Consider the following 18,891-nt stretch of genomic DNA (forward strand, 5'->3'; position numbering starts at 1 on the left):
CGTAAGAGAAGGAGAAGACATGGCGGAGCCCACGCCGCGTCGGAACGAACCGCGGCTACGCCCCGCGCCCCTGCTCTTCGAGCCCGCGCAGGTGGCAGCCGACCCGGAGCACTTCTTCGACCTGGAGTCGATCGACGACCCGCGGGCGCTGTTGACGCGGGCGACCGAGCTGACGCAGGCGTTCCGGGCGGCGACCGACCGTGCGGTGGAGTTCCAGGCCATCGCGGCGGCCCAGCTGGCGGATCCCCGGCGGTTCGACCGTCTGACGCCGGCCGACATCGCCGCGCGGGCCGAGTGGACCGAGGACTATGCCAAGAAGATGGTGGAGTTCGGCCGGGATCTGATGCGGGGGGTCGAGGGTCCCGGGCACGTCGACCCGGTGTGACCCGGCCACCCGGCGCCCCGACACCGTCGATGGCATATGCCAGGCGGGCAAGATACGCCCTGCCACCCCGCCCTGTCCCGGTTTCCCGGAACTCTCGGGAACGGCCCGCTCACCGTCGGTAGATGTAGCTGTCATGAGCAGCGCACCCAACGCCCCGTTCTCGACCGCCTCCCTCACCGCGGACGGCGCCGCCTGGCTCGCCTCCGCAGAACCGTATCCGCGCAGCGCCCGGGCCTTCTGGGACGAGCGGCCGACGGCCCCCATGGTGCTGGCCTGCGGTTCCGTCTTCGATGTCGTGAGCGCACCCGCGGTCTTCGGGCGCCGGATGGTCGACCAGCTGTGGGAGGAAGGGCCCGGATCGGGGCCGGTGGCGATGTTCCGGGGGCGGATGCTGCTGTTCGCCGCGCCCGGCACGGCCCAGCGGCTGCCGTCGCTGCTGCGGTGGGAGGAGCTCGGCCGCGCGGGCGACGTCCCGGCGCTGCTGTGCCACGGCACCGGAGACGCGGTGACCGTCCCGGCCCGGTCCGCCACCGACACCCCCTCCGGCGCCCGCTGGCTGGTCGCCCCGGACACGCGTAATCCCTGGTTGCCGGGGCCGGAGGTGCTGCTCTGGGCGGCCGTCCGGGCGGCCCGCGCGGCCGTGCGGATATCGATTTTTCCCCACCCGGATCAGGATGCTAAGGTCTACGACGTCAGCAGGCGCCGCTAGCTCAGTTGGTTAGAGCAGCTGACTCTTAATCAGCGGGTCCGGGGTTCGAGTCCCTGGCGGCGCACAGACGGTGAAGGCCCCTCGCAACTGCGGGGGGCTTTCGCGTTTCGCGGGTGACTTTCCGGCTCCGCAGGGGCGGCCGGGGGTCCGGGGGTTGTCCCCCGGGGAATGCAGCATCAGCGGGTCCGGGGTTCGAGTCCCTGGCGGCGCACAGACGGTGAAGGCCCCTCGCAACTGCGGGGGGCTTTCGCGTTAGAGGTTGCTTTTCCCGGCTCCGCAGGGGCGGCCGGGGGTCCGGGGGTTGTCCCCCGGGGAATGCAGCATCAGCGGGTCCGGGGTTCGAGTCCCTGGCGGCGCACAGACGGTGAAGGCCCCTCGCAACTGCGGGGGCCTTCGCGTTTCGCGGGTGACTTTCCGGCGCTCACGGGTGAACGCCCCTCGCCCCCCGCCGTCACCCCCCGCCCTCGCCCGTCACCCCTCGTCGTGGCTACGGTTCCGCGTTGCCCCGGCGCACAAGTGGTCCACAAGGCGTACCGCTGCCATCCGGCGTACATCTGTCCGGCCACGCGACCCCGTACCCGGCGCACGCGCTACCCGATCGCGGTGATGCGCACGGTCCACGCCCCCGAGACGGTCCGTCCCTCGACGTCCACCCGTACGCCTTCCTCCGGCACCGTGAAGCTCTCGCCGAGGCCGACCGGCGCGTCCGCGAGCGGTGGGTACACGGACTCCTCCCAGCAGGCCTCGCTGTGCGGATGGGCGTCGATCACCTCGACCGGCCCGCCCCCGGACTCGGTCTCACTGCGCACCCGGTACACCAGCACCCCCGGCCGGCAGGTCTGCATGTCGTTGCCCACCGGGCCGCGCACCTCGAAGGCCAGGGCGCTCTCCGTGCCGGTGGGGACGACGGCCAGCTTGATGCCGTTGCCCAGTCCGAAGCCCGGGACACCACCGTACGCCCCGGACGGGCCGTACTCCCCGAGCGCGCCCTGCATGCCGAACGCGTCGGGAGCCTCGGGCGAGCCGCCCGCCCCGAACGCGCCGGGCGACCCGGCCGCACCCGTGCGCACCGGAATCCCCGGCGCCGCGGACAGCGGCTCCAGCGTCAGCCGTACGGGTCCGCCGCCCCGCCCCTGCACGCACACCACCTGTCGCGGCTCCAGCCACCCCAGCTTCCACTTGTGCCAGCCGAACAGATCCGGTGCCATCCCGAACTGGCTGCCCATCAGGTCCCAGTCGCCGACATAGGTGTCCCAGTCGCCCTTGCCGTCGACCGGGCGGTGGTACAGGTCGGGCAGGTCGAAGACGTGACCGGTCTCGTGGGCGAGGACCAGCCGGTCCGGCGGATGGTTCTCGAAGACCGTGACGACGCGCCGGATGTCGGTACCGTCGGCCCGCAGCGGGGCGTCCAGGTTGACGACCTTCGTGGCGTCCGAGTCGACGCCGGGCGCGTCCGGGTCGGCGACGAAGTAGACGATGTCGTAGTGGGAGAAGTCGACCTCACGGTCCGCCGCGGCGAGCGCGTCCCGCAAATAGGCGGCCCGGTCGGCGACCCGCCAGTCACGCTGTATGGCGTACGCGGTGGACGGCTTCGGCATCCGGATCCAGTGGTGGAGCGGATGCGGACGCAGGGTGAATCTGCCGTAGGAGGCGCGTTCGAAGAAGCGGGTGGTGGCCGGGAAGTGGTCGGCCGTCAGTTCGGCGGGTGTCGTCTGGGGGGCCGCGTCCGGGAAGGACAGGAACACCATGACCGCGTCGAGCTCCCGCGTCGGGCGCGGATAGGCGGCGTTCCAGGTGTCCAGGCCCTCGGAGTGGTGGGCCGCGGTCCGTTTGAGGGCGCAGGGTGCCGTGTCGAAGGGTTCGGCGACCGAGGGGCCGGCGACCAGGGAGGTCGCGGCGAGCGCCGACATCGTGGTGAACACGGCCGCGGTGCTGCGCAGTCGGTGCCGGTCCCGCAGCAGGCCCGTCCCACGGAGCAGGGGGAGCTGACGCGGCACGGGGACCTCCGGAGCGGTTCGCGGGACACCGCATCCACCCTGTGTCGGATTGTCGTACTACGTCCTGTTCAGCTGCACCAGACGGGTGAGAGGACCGAGGGGCCGTCAGAACCGACACCCCCGAATCGCTCACGGAACGTCACAACTGGTCGGGGGTTCGAAGAAGCTGTCCAGGTGCGGGCAGAAACGATCTGTCAGAAGAGCGCGTCAGGCGGGAAGACTGGACAGTAGGTGGAAGGCCTCCGGGCCAGCCTCTATGATCGGCACACTTTCCTGACACTTTCCTGCACGGACACGGCCCGGCGGCCGCAGGGGGCACCCCCGTCCAACCGGCCGGCCATTCCGATGAGACCCATCCGAAGATCGAGTGCACTGCGGGAGCGAGCGGTGAGCGGAACGTCCGAAGGGCCGACGCCCGCGGCAGGCCTCATCGGGGCAGCCGTCACAGAGAGTAACACCCAGCCATCCCTTGGTACCGAAGCGCCGCCCCGTGTCGCCACCGGGCTGCCATCCCCTTCCTGGCCCTATTCCTCCGCGTTCTCCGCCGCGCCGCTCGCGATGGCCGTGGTCGACCGCGAGGGCCTGGTGACCGAAGCCAACGCCTCCTTCGCCGACCTGCTGGGGACGGCCCCCGGTGAGCTGGCCGGGTCCCTCGCCGCGGATCTGGTGGACCTCGCCTCCGACGCCCGCGCCTGGCACGCGTATCGGGAGGTGCTGCGCGGCCGCCAGGCCCAACTGCGGTGCACACGGCGCCTGAAACACACGGACGGGCACTCCCTGTGGGTCCAGGTCACGGTGGCGCCGCTGCCCGGCGAGGAGCCCTGCGGCGTTCTGCTCTCCGTCGCCGACATCAGCGACCACCGTGAACTCCAGGACCGGCTGCGGCACTTGGAGATGCACGACCCGGTGACCCGGCTGCCCAACCGCACCCTGTTCTTCGAGCGTCTGTCGGCCGCCCTTGAGGTGGAGTCGTACGACGAGAGCGGCACCACCGGCCGAATCGGCCTGTGTTACCTGGACCTTGACGGCTTCATGGCGATCAACGACACCCTCGGCCACCGCGTCGGCGACAAGCTGCTGGCCGCCGTGGCCGAACGGCTCACGCACTGTGCCGAGGAGGCCGGCCAGACCCGGTCGATCCCGCCGCTGGTGGCCCGGCTCGGCGGGGACGAGTTCGCCCTGCTCGTCGAGGACTCCACGGGTACCGAGCAACTCGCCGACCTCGCCGAGTCGGTGCTCGCCGCGCTGCGGGCCCCCTTCGACCTGGGCGGCCGGCGTCTTTCGGTGTCGGCCTCGATCGGCGTCGTGGAACGCCAGGCCGCCGGCACCACTCCCTCCGCCCTGATGGCGGCCGCCGACACCACGCTGTACTGGGCGAAGGCCGACGGCAAGGACCGCTGGACCCTCTTCGACCCCGAGCGCAACGCCCACCTCATGACCCGCCAGGCCCTCGCCTCCACGCTCCGCCCCGCCATCGAGCGCGGTGAGTTCGCGCTGGAATACCAGCCCCTGGTGAGCATGGAGGACGGACGGCTGCGCGGGGTCGAGGCGCTTGTCCGCTGGAATCATCCTCAGTTCGGCGTACTGGCGCCGAATCGGTTCATCGGACTGGCCGAGGAGGACGGTTCGATCGTGCCGCTCGGCCGCTGGATCCTGGCGACCGCCTGCCGTCAGGCCCAGGCCTGGCAGCTGGCCCACCCCGACGAGCCGCCGATCTTCGTCAGCGTGAACGTCGCCGTCCGCCAGGTCTGGGACTCCGACCTGGTGGCCGACGTGGCCCGCATCCTCGACGAGACCGGACTCGCCCCGCATCTGCTCCAGTTGGAGCTGACCGAGTCCGCGGTGATGGGCTCGGCGGGCCGGCCGATCCAGGACCTCCAGGCGCTCAGCGACATGGGCGTACGCATCGCGATCGACGACTTCGGCACCGGTTACTCGAACCTGGCCTATCTGAGCCGGCTGCCGGTCTCGGTGCTGAAGCTGGACGGTTCCTTCGTACGGGGCTTCCAGTACGAGAGCGAGAACAACGCGGCCGTCCCGCCGAACCCGGCCGACGAGGTCGTCGTCGAGGCGATGATCGATCTGGCCCACCGGCTCGGGCTGACCGTCACCGCGGAGTGCGTGGAGACGCTGGCGCAGGCCTCGCGGCTACAGCGGATCGGGTGCGACACCGGGCAGGGGTGGCTGTATTCGCGGCCGGTGTCGCCGGATCGTATCTCCGAGTTGCTGGGGGTACGTGTCTGACGCCGCGCTGCGACACGCTCCCGAGGGGGCGGTCAGGTGGTCGGCAAGTCGTAGGCGTCCGCTATGAGTTCGTACGAACGCAGGCGTACGTCCATGCCGGGGGCGTTGCTCGTGATCATCAGCTCGTCGGCGCCGGTGCGCTTGTGGAGGTCGTCGAGGCCGGTGCGGACCTCGTCCGGGGTGCCGTGGATCACGTTGGCGTTCCAGGAGTCGGCGAACTCGCGCTCCAGCGGGGTGAATTCGTGGGCCTCGGCTTCCTCGGGGCTGGGGATCAGGCCGGGGCGGCCGGTGCGCAGACGGATCATGCTGAGGGCGGCGGCCTTCACCTGGCGGCGGGCCTCCTTCTCGTCGTCGGTGGCCAGGGCCGATACGCCGATGAGGGCGTAGGGGCGGTCCAGGACGGCCGAGGGCTGGAAGGACTCGCGGTACAGGTCCAGGGCCGGGATGGTGTTGCGGGCCGAGAAGTGGTGCGCGAAGGCGAAGGGCAGTCCGAGGGTCGCGGCGAGGCGGGCGCTGAAGCCGGAGGAGCCGAGCAGCCAGATCGGGGGGCGGTGCGGGGACTGGACGCCGCCGGGGGACGTCGACTGGACGGGGCCGGGGACCGCGTGGATACGGCGGTAGGGGTGGCCGTCGGGGAAGTCGTCGTCGAGGAAGCGGGTGAGTTCGGCGAGCTGTTCGGGGAAGTCGTCGGCGCCCTCGCCCGGGTGGTCGGTGCGGCGGAGGGCGGCCGCTGTGGCGCCGTCGGTGCCGGGGGCTCGGCCCAGGCCGAGGTCGATGCGGCCGGGGGCCAGGGCTTCGAGGGTGCCGAACTGTTCCGCGATGACGAGGGGGGCGTGGTTGGGGAGCATCACGCCGCCTGAGCCGAGGCGGATGCGGGTGGTGTGGGCGGCTATGTGGGCGAGGATCACCGCCGGGGACGAGGAGGCCACGCCGGGCATGGAGTGGTGTTCGGCTACCCAGTAGCGGTGGAAGCCGCGGGTCTCTGCGAGGCGGGAGAGCTGGACGCTGGTGTGGAGGGCGTCGGTGGCGGTGTGGCCCTGGCTGACTGTCACCAGGTCCAGTACGGAGAGGGGGGCCGGGGCGGTGCCTTGGGGGGTGGCCCGGATCTCTGCTGCCGGCACTTGTGCCTCCTGGGGTTGCCTTGGCTCTTGTGGTGTGCGTTCGGCGTTAACAGGAGGGTGGCTCCGGTTTATTCCCTCGCCCCCGCCGCCCCTACCCGTCCCATCCCTGAAGGGGCTCCGCCCCTTCGACCCCGCCAGGGGGCTGCGCCCCCTGGACCCCCCATCGGCCTGAACGGCCTCGTCCTCAAGCGCCGGACGGGCTGGGGGGGGTGGGGCCGCGTTGCCCCCTGCGGGTGGGTGGGGGCTGGGGGCGGCTTTGTTCAAGCGCCGGGACGGGCTGGCTGGAGAGCGCCCCGAAAGGGGCGCGGGGAACTGCGCGACCAGCCCCCAGCAACCGTTCGTCGAAGAGTCAGCGCAAGCCACCACGGCGAGGGCTAGGCCTGGACGATTGGCTCTCGGGTGAAGAGAGAGCCCAGTTGTGGAGCGTTCACGCGGCGGTCCGTCAGCCTCAGGGCTTCCCAGACGGTGACCTGGTTGGCGGTGAGGACGGGCTTGGCGAGGAGGTGTTCCAGGGCGGGGAGGTGGGAGGCGGTGTGGAGGGCCGTGTCGGGGAGGAGGATCACCTCGGCGTCGGGGTGGTCGGCCTCCCGGGCGAGGGTGAAGAGTTCCTTTTCGCCCCAGGTGCCCACCTCCGTCGCCGTGATGATGCCGGAGCCGCGGACCGACACCACCTCCGTGCCGGACGCGCGGAGGAAGTCCGCGAAGAGGCCGGCCACGTCGTCGGGGTACGTCGCGCCGATCGCGACGCGCCGCACCCCGAGTTCCTGGACCGCGTGCGCGAAGGCGAAGGACGTCGACGACGCCGGCATGCCCGCCGTGACGGCGAGGGTGCGGACCTGCTCGTGGGCGCCCTCCCAGCCGTAGACGAAGCTGCCGCTGGTGCAGGCCCACACGACCGCCTCGGCGCCGGTCAGCCGTAGCGCCTCCACGCCCGCCGCGAGCCGCTCCGCCGAACCCATCCGCAGCAGTGCGTCCACCCGGTGCGCGTCCTCGCCGATGTCGGTGTGCACCAGGTCGAGCCGGATGTCGCTGGCGAGCAGTTGTTCGATGCGCGGGTAGTCGTCCTCGGCGGAGTGGCCCGGGTAGAGAAATCCGAGTGCGGTCATGTCAGCCCTTCTGCTGCTCGCTCGCTCACTGGCTCGCTGGCTCGCTGCTTGCCCTTGCTGCTGCCTGTTTCTCCTACTGCTGTTCCTGTTCAGGTACATCCGGTACCTCAGGAAGTGCCGTACCGCCACGCGCCGCCGGGTCGATCCGTGCCGCCGGATCGATCAGCGCCTGGTACGGCCCCACCGCGCGAGTACCCAGCCGACGCAGCGCAGCCCACATCGTCACCTGGTTGGCCGAGAGAACCGGTATGCGCAGCTCCGCCTCCAGCTGGGGGATCACGTCGTAGGTGGGGAGGTTGGTGCAGCTGATGAAGAGGGCGTCGGCGGCACCGCGTACGGCCTGGCGGGCCATGTCGGCCACATCGCGGTACGGCACCTTCCAGATGTGCCGGGTCAGTCCCATGAAGGCACAGCCCGTGACCAGGGTCCCCGCCTCCGCGACGTACTCCTCCAGCGCCCTCGTCACCGACACGGTGTACGGGGTGACGAGCGCCACCCGTCGTACGCCGAGCTCGGTCAGCGCTTCCAGCAGCGCCCCGGACGTGGTGACCGACGGCACCGCGCCCGCCCTGGTCATCGCCTCGCACATGGCCCGCTCGCCCGCGATGCCGCCGACGAAGCTGCCGGAGGTACAGGCGTAGGCGACCACCTCGGGGGCGATGGCGGTCAGGGTGCGGACGCCGTCGCTCAGCGTCTCGTGCTCGCTGACGATGCGGGCCAGGTCGAGGCTGACCTCGACCGGCACGTAGGGCGTTCGGGTCAGGTGCAGCGAGACCTCGTCCGGCACCCAGCGCCAGAGTTCCCGGTCCAACGCGAAGTCGAAGGGGGCGACGACTCCGACCCCACGCTGGGGTCGAGGTCCGCCGAGGAAGGAGATGTCCAGGCTGCTCATGGCAGGCACCGCCCTCACTACGAGATACGGGTGAGCAACGGACCGTACGTACGCCCGTGTTGACGAAGGTAGGTTCGGGTGCGAGCGTGGTCAAACCTCGCATGTCAGACGGCCCTCCCCACGACCGGAACGCCGGGGAACGGCCCCGCACACCCCGGCCGACACACGCCCCCGCGACCCCGGAGAGACGCCCCGCATGACCGCACCCACCCCCGGTCCGCCGCCCGCCTCCGACGCCCCGCCCACGCTTCTCGTCCTGGACGCCGATCCCCTCCCCCGTCTCGGCCGCCTCACCGGTCGCGCCCGCGTGGAGCACGCGAGCGAGGACACGCTGGCCGAGCGGCTGCCGTACGCCGATGTGCTCCTGGTCTGGGACTTCGCCTCGCACGCCGTACGGCACGCCTGGCCCGGTGCGGGTCCGCGGCCGCGCTGGGTGCACACGGCGAGTGCGGGCGTGGACCATCTGATGTGTCCGGAACTCACCGAGTCCGACACCGTGGTCACCAACGCCCGCGGGATCTTCGACCAGCCGATCGCCGAGTACGTCGCCGCGCTGGTGCTGGCGATGGCGAAGGACCTGCCGCGGACGCTGGAGCTCCAGGGCGCCCGGGAGTGGCGGCACCGTGAGGGGCAGCGGGTCGGCGGCACGCGTGCGTGTGTGGTCGGGTCCGGGCCCATCGGGCGGGCGATCGTCCGCACGCTCAAGGCGCTGGACGTCACGACCGCCCTGGTGGGCCGGGCCGCGCGGACCGGCATCCACGGTCCCGAGGACCTCGACCGGCTGATCGCCCGCGCCGACTGGGTGATCGCGGCCGCGCCGCTCACCGAGCAGACGTACGGCATGTTCGACGCCCGCCGCTTCGGGGTGATGCAGCCGTCCGCCCGGTTCGTGAACGTCGGGCGCGGCCAGCTGGTCGTCGAGGACGCGCTGGCCGAGGCCCTGGGCAAGCGGTGGATCGCGGGGGCGGCGCTCGATGTCTTCGAGCACGAGCCGCTGACGCCGGACAGTCCGTTGTGGGACGTCCCGAACCTGATCGTCTCGCCGCACATGAGCGGGGACACGATCGGCTGGCGGGATGAACTCGGCCGTCAGTTCGTCGAGTTGTACGAGCGGTGGGCAGCGGGCAGGCCACTGCTGAACGTGGTCGACAAGCAGCGCGGGTACGTACCCGGACGTTGAAGTCCACAGCTGGAGGGCGACGCATGACGGACCTGACGGAACTGACCGAATTGACCGCCGTACAACTCCTCGACGGCTACCGGGAAGGGGAGTTCAGTCCCGTCGACGCCACCCGAGCCGCCCTGGAGCGGGCCGAGCAGATCCAGCCGGGGGTCAACGCCTTCGTCCGGCTGACCGCCGACGCGGCCCTCGCGCGGGCCGAGCAGTCGGCCGAGCGGTGGCGGCGCGGTGAACCGGCCGGGCTGCTCGACGGGGTTCCGGTCACCGTGAAGGACATCCTGCTGATGCGGGGCGGTCCGACGCGCAAGGGTTCGAAGACCATCCCGGAGCAGGGCCGTTGGGACGAGGACGCCCCCTCCGTGGCCCGGCTGCGCGCGCACGGCGCCGTGTTCCTCGGCAAGACGACGACGCCCGAGTTCGGCTGGAAGGGCGTCACCGACTCGCCCCTGGCCGGTGTCACCCGCAACCCGCACGACCCGACCCGCACCGCGGGCGGCTCCAGCGGCGGCGCGGGGGCGGCGGTGGCGCTCGGCGCGGGGCCGCTGGCGCTCGGCACGGACGGTGGCGGGAGTGTGCGGATCCCCGCCGCCTTCTGCGGGATCTTCGGCCTGAAACCGACGTACGGCCGGGTCCCGCTGTACCCCGCGAGCGCCTTCGGCACGCTGGCGCACGTCGGGCCCATGACCCGTGACGCTGCCGACGCGGCGCTGCTCCTGGACGTCATCGGCACGCCCGACTCCCGCGACTGGTCGGCGCTCCCACCCGCGCCGGATTCGTTCGTGGCGGGTCTCGCCGGCGGTGTACGCGGTCTGCGCGTCGCCTACTCGCCCTCCTTCGGCGGGCAGGTGGCGGTCCGTCCGGCGGTCGCGGCGGCGGTGCGGCGGGCGGTGGAGCGGCTGGCGGGGCTGGGGGCGTACGTCGAGGAGACCGACCCCGATTTCACCGATCCGGTGGACGCCTTCCACGCCCTGTGGTTCACGGGGGCGGCCCGGGTGACCCAGCATCTCGGGCCGCATCAGCGGGAGTTGCTGGACCCCGGGCTGCGGGAGATCTGCGAGGTGGGCGGCCGGCTCACCGCGCTGGACTATCTGGCAGCGGTCGACGTCCGCATGGAACTGGGCCGCCGCATGGGCCGGTTCCACGACACCTACGACCTCCTCGTCACCCCGACCCTCCCGCTCACGGCCTTCGAGGCGGGCATCGAGGTCCCGAAGGGCTCGGGGCATCGCCGGTGGACCGGCTGGACACCGTTCACGTACCCCTTCAACCTGACCCAGCAGCCGGCGGCCACCGTCCCCGTCGGCACCGACGGGGACGGCCTGCCGATCGGCCTCCAGCTCGTAGCCGCCCGGCACCGGGACGATCTCGTCCTGCGGGCGGCGCACGCCCTCTACGAGGCCGGCGTGGCCGGGCTCACGCCCTCCGGAAGCTGAGGGACTCCCCCAGCGCCCCGGACCGCCACAGGTCGTTGCAGCCCTGGGCCATCTCCTCCAGGCCCTCCACGATCTGGCCCCAGACGATGCCGGGCACCCAGCCCACGTCGCCGTTCATGAGCAGGTTGTTGCGCTCGTAGAACAGGGCCAGGTCGACCACCGTCGTGCCGGGGCGGACCTCGCGGTCGTAGCCGTAGGACTTCGTGCCCAGTTCCGTGCCGGCGAAGGCGAAATAGCACAGATCGCCTGGGATGGGGGTGACTGTCGGGTTTTCCAGGGGCGGCTCCGTTTCCGCGAAGGGCGGGAAGAGGGCGTAGATCTCGTTGCGGGCGTATTTCGCGTGGTAGACGTCGCCGGTCAGGGGCAGGGCGTCCCAGACGGCCGCGCAGGTGAGCGGGGCGCGGTCGTCCAGGAGTTTGGCCGTGCAGCGGATGCCCCGCTTGACCAGTGACACCTCGATGAACCGTTCAGTCATGCATTCCACTGTGCATACATCGCATGGTCTCGGGTAGCCGCGCCGCCATGGCTCCACCACTGGAACATGTCGAAACACATGTCGGACACAGATCGGGCACCCCAACCCGCCGGTCGCTGCTCGCGGGGGTGGCGGCGCTCGGCGCGCTGGGCGCGGCAGGCTGCTCACGCGTGGCAACGGCCTCCACGAAGGAGGGCGGCGAGCTGCTCGACCGGCTGCGGGCCGCCGGCGTCGTACGGCTCGGGATCGCGGGCGAGATCCCCTTCGGGTACATCGACCGCGACGGCGAACTCACCGGCGAGGCGCCCGAGCTGGCCCGGGTCGTCTTCAAGCGGCTCGGCGTGGACCGGGTGCAGCCCGTGCCCACCGAGTTCGGGTCGCTGATACCCGGGCTGCGCTCGCAGCAGTTCGACGTCGTCGCCGCCGGGATGTACGTCAATCCCGAGCGCTGTGAGCAGGTCATCTTCTCCGACCCGGACTACCAGATGCTCGACTCCTTCATCGTGCGCAAGGGCAACCCGAAGGGGCTGCACGACTACAAGGACGTCGTCGAGAAGAAGGCCAAGTTCGCCACCGGGACCGGCTATGCCGAGATCCAGTACGCCGTCGAGGCGGGGTACGAGGAGAGCGACATCCTGATCGTGCCGGACCAGGTGGCGGGGCTGAACGCCGTGGAGGCGGGGCGCGTGGACGTCTTCGCCGGTACGGCGCTGACCACCCGTGAGGTCGTCAAGAAGTCGGCCAAGGCGGAGTCCACCAAGGCCTTCGCGCCCCTGGTCGGCGGCAAACCGCACGTCGACGGCGGCGCGTTCGCCTTCCGGCCGACGGAGACCGCGCTGCGGGACGCCTTCAACGTCGAGCTGCACAAGCTGAAGAAGAGCGGCGAGCTGTTCCGCATCCTCAAGCCGTTCGGCTTCACCGAGGCCGAGATGACCGACCTCACCGCCAAGGAGCTGTGCGGAGGGGGAGCGGGCTGATGACCTCGGGACTCTGGGAACTCGTACTCAACGGGATATGGATCACCGTCCAGCTGCTGGTGCTGAGCGCACTGGTGGCCACGGCGGTCGCCTTCGGGGTCGGCATGGCCCGCACCCACCGGCTGTGGATCGTCCGCTTCCTCGCGGGCGTCTACACCGAGGTGTTCCGCGGGACCTCCGCCCTGATCATGATCTTCTGGGTGTTCTTCGTGCTGCCGGTCGCGTTCGGCTGGCAGTTGGTGCCCCTGTGGGCCGGCACCCTCGCGCTCGGACTGACCTACGGGGCGTACGGCGCCGAGATCGTGCGCGGCGCCCTCAACGCGGTCGACCCGGCGCAGCGCGAGGGCGGGATCGCGCTCAGCTTCACGCCGTGGCAGCGGATGCGGCTGATCCTGCTGCCGCAGGCGGTGCCGGAGATGATCCCCTCCTTCACCAACCTGCTGGTGGAGCTGCTCAAGGGCACCGCGCTGGTGTCCGTCATGGGCATGGGCGACCTGGCCTTCAGCGCCAACCTGGTACGCCTCGCGCTCCAGGAGAGCGCGGAGATCTACACCTACGTCCTGGTGATCTACTTCGTCATCGCCTTCCTGCTCACGCGCGGCATGCGCGGACTGGAACGCAGGCTCAAGGCCGGGGTCGGCAAGCAGATCGGGCGTACGCCGGACCAGGAGCTGCACCGTCCTGAGACGACGGGCGTGGGCGCCGCGGGTTCGCTCGGAGGTGCTTCCTGATGACCTGGGACTGGGGCGCTGTCGCCGACTTCATGCCGAAGTTCTGGGACGGGCTGCTGCTCACGCTGCAGATCCTGGCCCTCGGCTCGCTGATCTCGTTCGCGCTGGGCCTGGTGTGGGCGCTGCTGATGCGCACGCCGAGCCGCCTGGTGCGCTGGCCGGTCGGGGCGGTCACGGAGTTCATCCGCAACACCCCGCTGCTGGTGCAGTTGTTCTTCCTGTTCTACGTGCTGCCCGAGTGGGGCGTCACGGCCTCGGCGCTGACCACCGGTGTCTTCGCGATCGGGCTGCACTACTCGACGTACACGATGCAGGTCTACCGGGCCGGCATCGAGGCGGTGCCGGCCGGTCAGTGGGAGGCCGCGACGGCGCTGAACCTGCCGGTGACGAGGACGTGGCGGGTGGTGATCCTGCCGCAGGCGATCCGCCGCGTGGTGCCGGCCCTCGGCAACTACGTCATCGCGATGCTCAAGGACACCCCGATCCTGATGACGATCACGGTCATGGAGATGCTCGGCGAGGCGCGGCTGTTCGCGCAGCAGAACTTCCAGTTCACCGAGCCCCTGACGGTCATCGGTGTGGCCTTCATCCTCATCGCCTATCCGGCCTCCCTTCTCGTACGAGCCCTGGAGCGACGCCTTGTCCGCTGACACCCCGCTGATGAAAGATCCCGACGCGAGCGCCAACCCGCCGGTGGACGGCACCGAGCTGATCCGGTTCGAGCAGGTCACCAAGCGGTTCGGGGCGAACACGGTCCTCGACCACCTCGACTTCTCCGTGAACTCCGGCAAGCACGTCACGCTGATCGGCCCGTCGGGCTCCGGCAAGACGACGATCCTGCGGCTGCTGATGACGCTGCTCAAGCCGGACGAGGGCACGATCACGGTCGCCGGGGAGAAGCTCTTCCCGGCGCCGGAGAAGCAGATCCGCGAGGTCCGCAAGAAGATCGGGATGGTCTTCCAGCAGTTCAACCTGTTCCCGAACATGTCGGTGCTGCGCAACATCACCGAGGCCCCGGTCACCGTCCTCGGCCTGTCCAAGGACGAGGCGGAGGCCCGCGCCCGTGAGCTGCTCGACATGGTGGGCCTCGCCGACAAGTGCGACGCCCGTCCGACCCAGCTCTCCGGCGGCCAGCAGCAGCGGGTCGCCATCGCGCGGGCGCTGGCCATGCGGCCGCAGGTGCTGCTGCTCGACGAGGTGACCTCGGCGCTCGACCCGGAGCTGGTCGCGGGCGTCCTGGACGTGCTGCGGGACATCGCCCGCACCACCGACATCACGATGCTCTGTGTGACCCACGAGATGAATTTCGCCCGGGACATCTCGGACCAGGTCCTGATGTTCGACTCCGGCCGGGTCATCGAGTCGGGCAGCCCGGAAAAGATGTTCAACGACCCCGAGAACGACCGTACGCGGGAGTTTCTCAGCGCTGTGCTGTGAGTCTGCGCCGGGGCCCTTGACCTCGGCATATGCCAGAGTGCCGGTGCCGCAGTTGAGGGCGTCGCAATCTCGACAACAAGCGCTCACTACAAGCCTCTTGCCCGTTATCGTGAAGGAGATTGGCCGACCCGAACCGAACCCTGACCATGAGAAGCGACGTGCGACCGCAGGGGGAACCGTGGCGCTCCAGCACGAGCCGACGACGCCGCACCACTCGGCCCAGGACGCCCTGCGCGTCCTGGAGACCGTGGCACGGCACAGCACCGGAGTCACCGACACCGAACTCGCCCGGCACACCGGCATCGGCCTGGAGCGCTTGACCGGCCTCCTGCTGATGCTGCGCCGCGAGGGCTACGTCGAGCAGGTCGGCGACGGCGCGTATGCGACGGGCGCCGCGCTGAGCCGCCTCGGTTCCGCCCAGGGCCGCGAGCAGGCCCTGCGGGAGCACCTGCAGCGCACCCTGGACCGGCTGCGCGACTCGGTCGGCGCCGCGGTCTACATCAGCCGGTACGTCGACGGCGAGATCAGGATCGACCAGTTCGCCGCCGGTCCGGCCACCCCCGTGGTCAACGAGTGGGTCGACTTCCGCTACTCCGCCCACGCCACCGCGATCGGCAAGAGCCTGCTCGGCCAGCTCGACCACAACGGCCGGCGCGACCATCTCTCCCGGCACAAGATGGCCCGCCTCACCTCGCGCACCATCACCAGCGACCGGGTCCTGCTCTCCCGCCTGGAGTCCCAGCCGCCGACGGTCCCCCACCTCGACCTCCAGGAGTACGCGGTGGGCACGGTGTGCGCAGCCGTCCCGATCACGGCCGGCTCCTCCGTGGGCTGCCTCGCCCTGTCCCTCCCGGTCGAACACGCCCACCGGCTCCGCCAGGCCGCGGACGCGCTGAACCGGAACGCGGCGCCGGTGCTGCTGTCACTGGCGATCTAGGAGCACCGCCCGGCCAGCGCGGCGGTGGTCAGAAGCACCCCTCGGGACCAGGTAGTATTTTCTTCGTCGCCAGCCGCGAGAGCACAGTGAACGCGGTCGGCGAGAGTCATGCGCCGCTAGCTCAGTTGGTTAGAGCAGCTGACTCTTAATCAGCGGGTCCGGGGTTCGAGTCCCTGGCGGCGCACCGGTGAAGGACCTCTCGTGGGAGCGAGGGGTCCTTCGGCGTATCCGGGTCCAAACATCCAGCACCGGGGCCTGCGGGAGCGGCCGGGGGTCCGGGGGTTGTCCCCCGGGGAATGCAGCATCAGCGGGTCCGGGGTTCGAGTCCCTGGCGGCGCACCGGTGAAGGACCTCTCGTGGGAGCGAGGGGTCCTTCGGCGTGTTTCAGTCGCTGATACGTCCGCTGTCCGGGCGGCCGCCACCACACCGGGTCGGTGCACCGCACGCCTTCCTTCCGTAGGTGTGCCCGGTGGATCTTGTTCGTGGCTGTGACCGGCATCCGTTTCACGACCCGTACGAAGCGGGGCGCCATCTTGGTGCCGAGGTCGGGCTGGGCGGTCAGGAAGGCCGTGAAGGCCACCGGGTCGAAGGTCCCGGCGATGGTCGCCATCACCTGGTCCCCGGTCACCGGATCGGGGACGGCGTACACGGCGACGGCGTCCGCGCCCTCGTACCGCGCGAGGATGTTCTCGATCATCGCGGCGGCCAGGTTCTCGCTGTCGACCCGGATCCGGTCGTCCGTGCGGCCGGCGAAGTACAGGTAGCCGTCGCGGTCCCGGTAGAAGAGGTCGCCGGTCCAGTACCAGCCGTCCCGGCGCCGCTCGGCCTCCGCCTCGGGATTGCGCCAGTACCCCTCGAAGGGGTTCGGCGCCCGGTTCACCAGCTCCCCTATCGCCTCGTCGCCGTTAAGCAGCCGCCCGGCCGGGTCGAAGACGGCGGTCGGGCACTCCTGCCGCGTCTGCGCGTCCAGCACGACGAGCCCCGGCCCGGCCCGCCCGACGGCACCACGGGGCGTCCCGGGCACCCACGGAATCGCGGCCCCGCCCTCGGAGGAGCCGTACCCCTCGACCAGCCGCACACCGAACCGCCGCTCGAAGGCCGCCGCGTCCACGGCCCCGGCCTCGGTGCCGAAGCCGAGCCGGAGGGGGTTGTCGCGGTCGTCCTCGCGCTCCTCGGTCGCGAGCAGGTACTGCACGGCCCGGCCCACATAGGTGAAGTACGTCGCCCCGTACGCCCGTACGTCCGCCAGGAACCCGGACGCCGAGAACCGGCGCCGCAAGGCCACGCCCGCGCCGGCCGTGAGGGCGGGGGCCCAGTCGGCGATCACCGCGTTGCCGTGGAACATCGGCATGCAGACGTAGTGCACGTCGTCGGACCGGACGCCGAACTGCTCGACCAGGGAGCGGCCGGCGGCGGCCAGGCGGCCCTGGGTGCAGATCGCGGCCTTCGGGGCGCCGGTCGAGCCGGAGGTGAAGTACAGCAGGAGACGGTCGTGCGGGGTGGCGCGAGCGGGGTCGGGGCGGGCGTCGGCGTACGGGGCGAGCAGGGCGTCGTACTCCGCCGAGTCGGTCAACAGCACGCGGACGCCGGGGAGGTCGAGGCCGGAGAGCAGCGGCAGGTGGGTCCGCTCGGTGATCAGGACCCGGCACTCCGTGTGCAGGATGTCGCGGGCGAGTTCGGGGCCCCGGCGGGTGGGGTTGATCCCGGCGACGGCGGCGCCTGCGAGGGCCGCCGCGCTCAACCACATCGGGTACTCGGGGGTGTTGTCGAGGAGGACGCCGAGGTGCGGCTCGGCGCCGGAGGGCAGCAGGTCGGTCAGCAGCGCCGCCCGGACGGCGGCCCCGGCCGCCACCTCGTGCTGGGTGAGCGCCCCGCCCTCGAACCACAGCCCCGGCCGGTGATCACCCCACCGCGCCGCCACGAGTTCTGCCACCGTGCGTCCCGTAGTGGACTCCATGAGGGCGCACGGTAGTTGACGGTACGTCAGATGGGGAGGGCTTGGTGGCCGGGAGTCCGGCCCTCAGAAGTCCCCGAACCCCGTCTCCTCCACGATCCCCGTCTCGTCCACGCCCGAGGAGAAGTCGTTGTAGGTGACCATGAAGCCGCAGCAGAACGCCACGACCACTCCGAGGAACACGAGCATGCCGAAAGCGCCCGCCGCCTGCTTGACCCGGCCCGGCGCATGGGCTGTGGCCACCACCCGCGCGCCCTCGGCGTAGTAAACGGTGACGAGGTCGCCCTCGACCGTCGTCCCCGGGCCGCCCTCCTCCTCGAAACGGACGAGGCGGCCGTCGCGCGCGGTGAACTCGTACACGTGATGCAGCGTGGTGTGCACAGACGTGTCACGGCCGCCGCCGCTCACCGTCGTGTACGACCGCAGACAACGTGCCTGCGCGGTCAGCCCGCTGTTCCACGCACTGCGCATCTGCAGCGAGCGGTGCACCACGCGGTACGCCATGAAGAGGGCCACGGCCATGATCAGGCCGGGAATGACGTAGAAGAACACGTCCATCGTTCAGTCCCCCGAGGTCGGTACGCCGGCCCCGATCGGCCGGCGTGGCAGGAACCTACCCACGCCGGCCGGGACACTGACTCAAGAGAACCTCAGAACGTGACGTCCGAGCACGCGTAGAACGCGTTGCCCGTGTCGTGGACGGTCCACACGGCGAGGATGACGTGATGACCGCTCAGCCCGGACGGCAGCCGGCCGCTGTGCGAGAGCGTGGACGGCGGCCGCTGGCCGTTGTACGGGACCGTGAAGAACGGCGTGAGGTTGAGGTCGGACCGGGACAGGTTGTGGTTCTGGTTCCAGCCCGGCTTGGTGACGTAGTACCGGAAGTCGGTGGTGGCGTGCATGGCGGTGAACTGCCAGCGGAACGTGTAGTTCTGACCGCCGGTCACCCTGGTCGTGGGCCAGGCGGCGCCGGACGGTGTCTTCGGGGCGCTGAGCTGGCTGAACTGGCCGAGGCCGGCGTTGCATATCTGCCCGTCGGCCGGTCCTGAGCCCGGGAAGCCCTTCGGTCCCTCGACGCTCTGCGGCTCCCACTGGATGGAGCCGCAGTTGGTCACGGTGCCGTTCTGACAGAGCTTCTGCCGGCTGACGGGGAGGTCGGTGTAGCCGTGTCCGCTCGCGCCTCCGCTGGAGAGCGCGAGGGCTCCGGCCGTGGTGAGTCCGAGTGCGGCTGCGTACAGCTTGGTCTTTCTGCGCATGCTGCTGCTCCTGGGAACGTGGGGGAAGTTCGGCGAGCTTGCAGGTCTAGACCAAGT

At 70.9% G+C, this 18,891-nt stretch carries 18 protein-coding genes and 2 tRNA genes; 12 read left to right on the plus strand and 8 right to left on the minus strand.

All coding sequences use genetic code 11. The features are described 5' to 3' along the window. The first annotated feature begins 19 nt into the window (after positions 1-19). The 3 genes from AQJ67_RS22445 to AQJ67_RS22455 all read left to right on the plus strand — a co-directional run bounded on the left by AQJ67_RS22445 (position 20) and on the right by AQJ67_RS22455 (position 1,158). Positions 20-385, plus strand: a complete 366-nt coding sequence (locus tag AQJ67_RS22445) for a hypothetical protein (protein ID WP_062720849.1) — start codon at positions 20-22, stop codon at positions 383-385. A gap of 133 nt (positions 386-518) precedes the next feature. Continuing rightward, on the plus strand, positions 519-1,094 hold the full coding sequence (locus AQJ67_RS22450; RefSeq protein WP_062720850.1) for a bifunctional DNA primase/polymerase: 576 nt from the start codon (positions 519-521) through the stop codon (positions 1,092-1,094). Beyond that, positions 1,085-1,158 (plus strand) — tRNA-Lys (locus AQJ67_RS22455). Before AQJ67_RS22450 ends, AQJ67_RS22455 begins: the two co-directional genes overlap by 10 nt. 526 nt (positions 1,159-1,684) lie before the next feature. Here AQJ67_RS22455 and AQJ67_RS22460 read toward each other — a convergent pair. Then, positions 1,685-3,091, minus strand: coding sequence for a M6 family metalloprotease domain-containing protein (locus AQJ67_RS22460; protein WP_062720851.1), 1,407 nt, complete (start codon positions 3,089-3,091; stop codon positions 1,685-1,687). Between the two features lie 345 nt (positions 3,092-3,436). Between AQJ67_RS22460 and AQJ67_RS22465 the strand changes: the two genes are divergently transcribed. After that, on the plus strand, positions 3,437-5,335 hold the full coding sequence (locus AQJ67_RS22465; protein ID WP_244190551.1) for a putative bifunctional diguanylate cyclase/phosphodiesterase: 1,899 nt from the start codon (positions 3,437-3,439) through the stop codon (positions 5,333-5,335). 32 nt (positions 5,336-5,367) lie between these two features. Here the strand turns inward: AQJ67_RS22465 and AQJ67_RS22470 are convergent, their stop codons facing one another. The 3 genes from AQJ67_RS22470 to AQJ67_RS22480 all read right to left on the minus strand — a co-directional run bounded on the left by AQJ67_RS22470 (position 5,368) and on the right by AQJ67_RS22480 (position 8,445). Next, positions 5,368-6,456, minus strand: coding sequence for an LLM class flavin-dependent oxidoreductase (locus AQJ67_RS22470; RefSeq protein ID WP_062720853.1), 1,089 nt, complete (start codon positions 6,454-6,456; stop codon positions 5,368-5,370). A gap of 374 nt (positions 6,457-6,830) precedes the next feature. After that, a complete protein-coding gene (locus tag AQJ67_RS22475; protein WP_062720854.1) occupies positions 6,831-7,562 on the minus strand; it encodes a maleate cis-trans isomerase family protein in 732 nt (243 codons plus the stop codon). Between the two features lie 73 nt (positions 7,563-7,635). Next, positions 7,636-8,445: a maleate cis-trans isomerase family protein gene (locus AQJ67_RS22480; RefSeq protein WP_062721066.1), complete on the minus strand. Its 810-nt coding sequence runs from the start codon at positions 8,443-8,445 to the stop codon at positions 7,636-7,638. Positions 8,446-8,650: 205 nt separating this feature from the next. Here AQJ67_RS22480 and AQJ67_RS22485 point away from each other — a divergent pair, with 205 nt between their 5' ends. Together AQJ67_RS22485 and AQJ67_RS22490 are read left to right on the plus strand one after the other, a co-directional pair. Beyond that, a complete protein-coding gene (locus tag AQJ67_RS22485) occupies positions 8,651-9,634 on the plus strand; it encodes a D-2-hydroxyacid dehydrogenase (RefSeq protein ID WP_062720855.1) in 984 nt (327 codons plus the stop codon). 23 nt (positions 9,635-9,657) lie between these two features. Next, positions 9,658-11,067 (plus strand): amidase, encoded by a 1,410-nt coding sequence (locus AQJ67_RS22490; protein WP_062720856.1) that lies wholly within the window; start codon positions 9,658-9,660, stop codon positions 11,065-11,067. Here AQJ67_RS22490 and AQJ67_RS22495 read toward each other — a convergent pair. Continuing rightward, on the minus strand, positions 11,048-11,542 hold the full coding sequence (locus AQJ67_RS22495) for a DUF3830 family protein (protein WP_062720857.1): 495 nt from the start codon (positions 11,540-11,542) through the stop codon (positions 11,048-11,050). The two genes, AQJ67_RS22490 and AQJ67_RS22495, sit on opposite strands and share 20 nt — an antisense overlap. Positions 11,543-11,589: 47 nt before the next feature. Between AQJ67_RS22495 and ehuB the strand changes: the two genes are divergently transcribed. The 6 genes from ehuB (at position 11,590) to AQJ67_RS22525 (ending at position 15,808) form a co-directional block, all read left to right on the plus strand. Then, positions 11,590-12,519, plus strand: a complete 930-nt coding sequence (gene ehuB, locus AQJ67_RS22500; protein ID WP_208615024.1) for an ectoine/hydroxyectoine ABC transporter substrate-binding protein EhuB — start codon at positions 11,590-11,592, stop codon at positions 12,517-12,519. Continuing rightward, complete coding sequence (gene ehuC / locus AQJ67_RS22505; RefSeq protein ID WP_062720859.1) at positions 12,519-13,250, plus strand: ectoine/hydroxyectoine ABC transporter permease subunit EhuC; 732 nt, start codon at positions 12,519-12,521, stop codon at positions 13,248-13,250. Before ehuB ends, ehuC begins: the two co-directional genes overlap by 1 nt. Then, the gene (gene ehuD / locus AQJ67_RS22510) at positions 13,250-13,900 is read left to right on the plus strand and encodes an ectoine/hydroxyectoine ABC transporter permease subunit EhuD (RefSeq protein ID WP_062720860.1); all 651 of its coding nucleotides are present in this window, start codon (positions 13,250-13,252) and stop codon (positions 13,898-13,900) included. The genes ehuC and ehuD overlap by 1 nt, the downstream gene beginning before the upstream one ends. Before the next feature lie 10 nt (positions 13,901-13,910). Next, positions 13,911-14,687 carry an ectoine/hydroxyectoine ABC transporter ATP-binding protein EhuA gene (gene ehuA / locus AQJ67_RS22515; RefSeq protein ID WP_062721067.1) on the plus strand — a complete coding sequence of 259 codons (777 nt, stop codon included), beginning with the start codon at positions 13,911-13,913 and terminating at the stop codon, positions 14,685-14,687. 178 nt (positions 14,688-14,865) lie between these two features. Next, the gene (locus AQJ67_RS22520; protein ID WP_062720861.1) at positions 14,866-15,624 is read left to right on the plus strand and encodes an IclR family transcriptional regulator; all 759 of its coding nucleotides are present in this window, start codon (positions 14,866-14,868) and stop codon (positions 15,622-15,624) included. 110 nt (positions 15,625-15,734) lie between these two features. Next, positions 15,735-15,808 (plus strand) — tRNA-Lys (locus tag AQJ67_RS22525). Positions 15,809-15,928: 120 nt separating this feature from the next. Here AQJ67_RS22525 and AQJ67_RS22530 read toward each other — a convergent pair. The 3 genes from AQJ67_RS22530 to AQJ67_RS22540 all read right to left on the minus strand — a co-directional run bounded on the left by AQJ67_RS22530 (position 15,929) and on the right by AQJ67_RS22540 (position 18,834). Beyond that, complete coding sequence (locus tag AQJ67_RS22530) at positions 15,929-17,581, minus strand: long-chain-fatty-acid--CoA ligase (RefSeq protein WP_062720862.1); 1,653 nt, start codon at positions 17,579-17,581, stop codon at positions 15,929-15,931. 63 nt (positions 17,582-17,644) lie between these two features. Next, a complete protein-coding gene (locus tag AQJ67_RS22535; protein WP_062720863.1) occupies positions 17,645-18,136 on the minus strand; it encodes a DUF3592 domain-containing protein in 492 nt (163 codons plus the stop codon). 92 nt (positions 18,137-18,228) lie between these two features. After that, entirely contained in the window at positions 18,229-18,834 is a 606-nt protein-coding gene (locus tag AQJ67_RS22540) for a lytic polysaccharide monooxygenase auxiliary activity family 9 protein (RefSeq protein ID WP_062720864.1), read from the minus strand. Between the last annotated feature and the right edge of the window lie 57 nt (positions 18,835-18,891).

This window comes from Streptomyces caeruleatus (assembly GCF_001514235.1).
Classification (GTDB): Bacteria; Actinomycetota; Actinomycetes; order Streptomycetales; family Streptomycetaceae; genus Streptomyces; species Streptomyces caeruleatus.

Bases quoted from the DNA above. Each gene is read 5' to 3' on its own strand.
- AQJ67_RS22445 (WP_062720849.1), top strand. From the start codon at position 20: ATGGCGGAGCCCACGCCGCGTCGGAACGAACCGCGGCTACGCCCCGCG.
- AQJ67_RS22450 (WP_062720850.1), top strand. From the start codon at position 519: ATGAGCAGCGCACCCAACGCCCCGTTCTCGACCGCCTCCCTCACCGCG.
- AQJ67_RS22465 (WP_244190551.1), top strand. From the start codon at position 3,437: ATGAGACCCATCCGAAGATCGAGTGCACTGCGGGAGCGAGCGGTGAGC.
- AQJ67_RS22475 (WP_062720854.1), bottom strand. From the start codon at position 7,562: ATGACCGCACTCGGATTTCTCTACCCGGGCCACTCCGCCGAGGACGAC.
- AQJ67_RS22485 (WP_062720855.1), top strand. From the start codon at position 8,651: ATGACCGCACCCACCCCCGGTCCGCCGCCCGCCTCCGACGCCCCGCCC.
- AQJ67_RS22490 (WP_062720856.1), top strand. From the start codon at position 9,658: ATGACGGACCTGACGGAACTGACCGAATTGACCGCCGTACAACTCCTC.
- AQJ67_RS22495 (WP_062720857.1), bottom strand. From the start codon at position 11,542: ATGACTGAACGGTTCATCGAGGTGTCACTGGTCAAGCGGGGCATCCGC.
- ehuB (WP_208615024.1), top strand. From the start codon at position 11,590: ATGGCTCCACCACTGGAACATGTCGAAACACATGTCGGACACAGATCG.
- ehuC (WP_062720859.1), top strand. From the start codon at position 12,519: ATGACCTCGGGACTCTGGGAACTCGTACTCAACGGGATATGGATCACC.
- ehuD (WP_062720860.1), top strand. From the start codon at position 13,250: ATGACCTGGGACTGGGGCGCTGTCGCCGACTTCATGCCGAAGTTCTGG.
- ehuA (WP_062721067.1), top strand. From the start codon at position 13,911: ATGAAAGATCCCGACGCGAGCGCCAACCCGCCGGTGGACGGCACCGAG.
- AQJ67_RS22530 (WP_062720862.1), bottom strand. From the start codon at position 17,581: ATGGAGTCCACTACGGGACGCACGGTGGCAGAACTCGTGGCGGCGCGG.
- AQJ67_RS22535 (WP_062720863.1), bottom strand. From the start codon at position 18,136: ATGGACGTGTTCTTCTACGTCATTCCCGGCCTGATCATGGCCGTGGCC.
- AQJ67_RS22540 (WP_062720864.1), bottom strand. From the start codon at position 18,834: ATGCGCAGAAAGACCAAGCTGTACGCAGCCGCACTCGGACTCACCACG.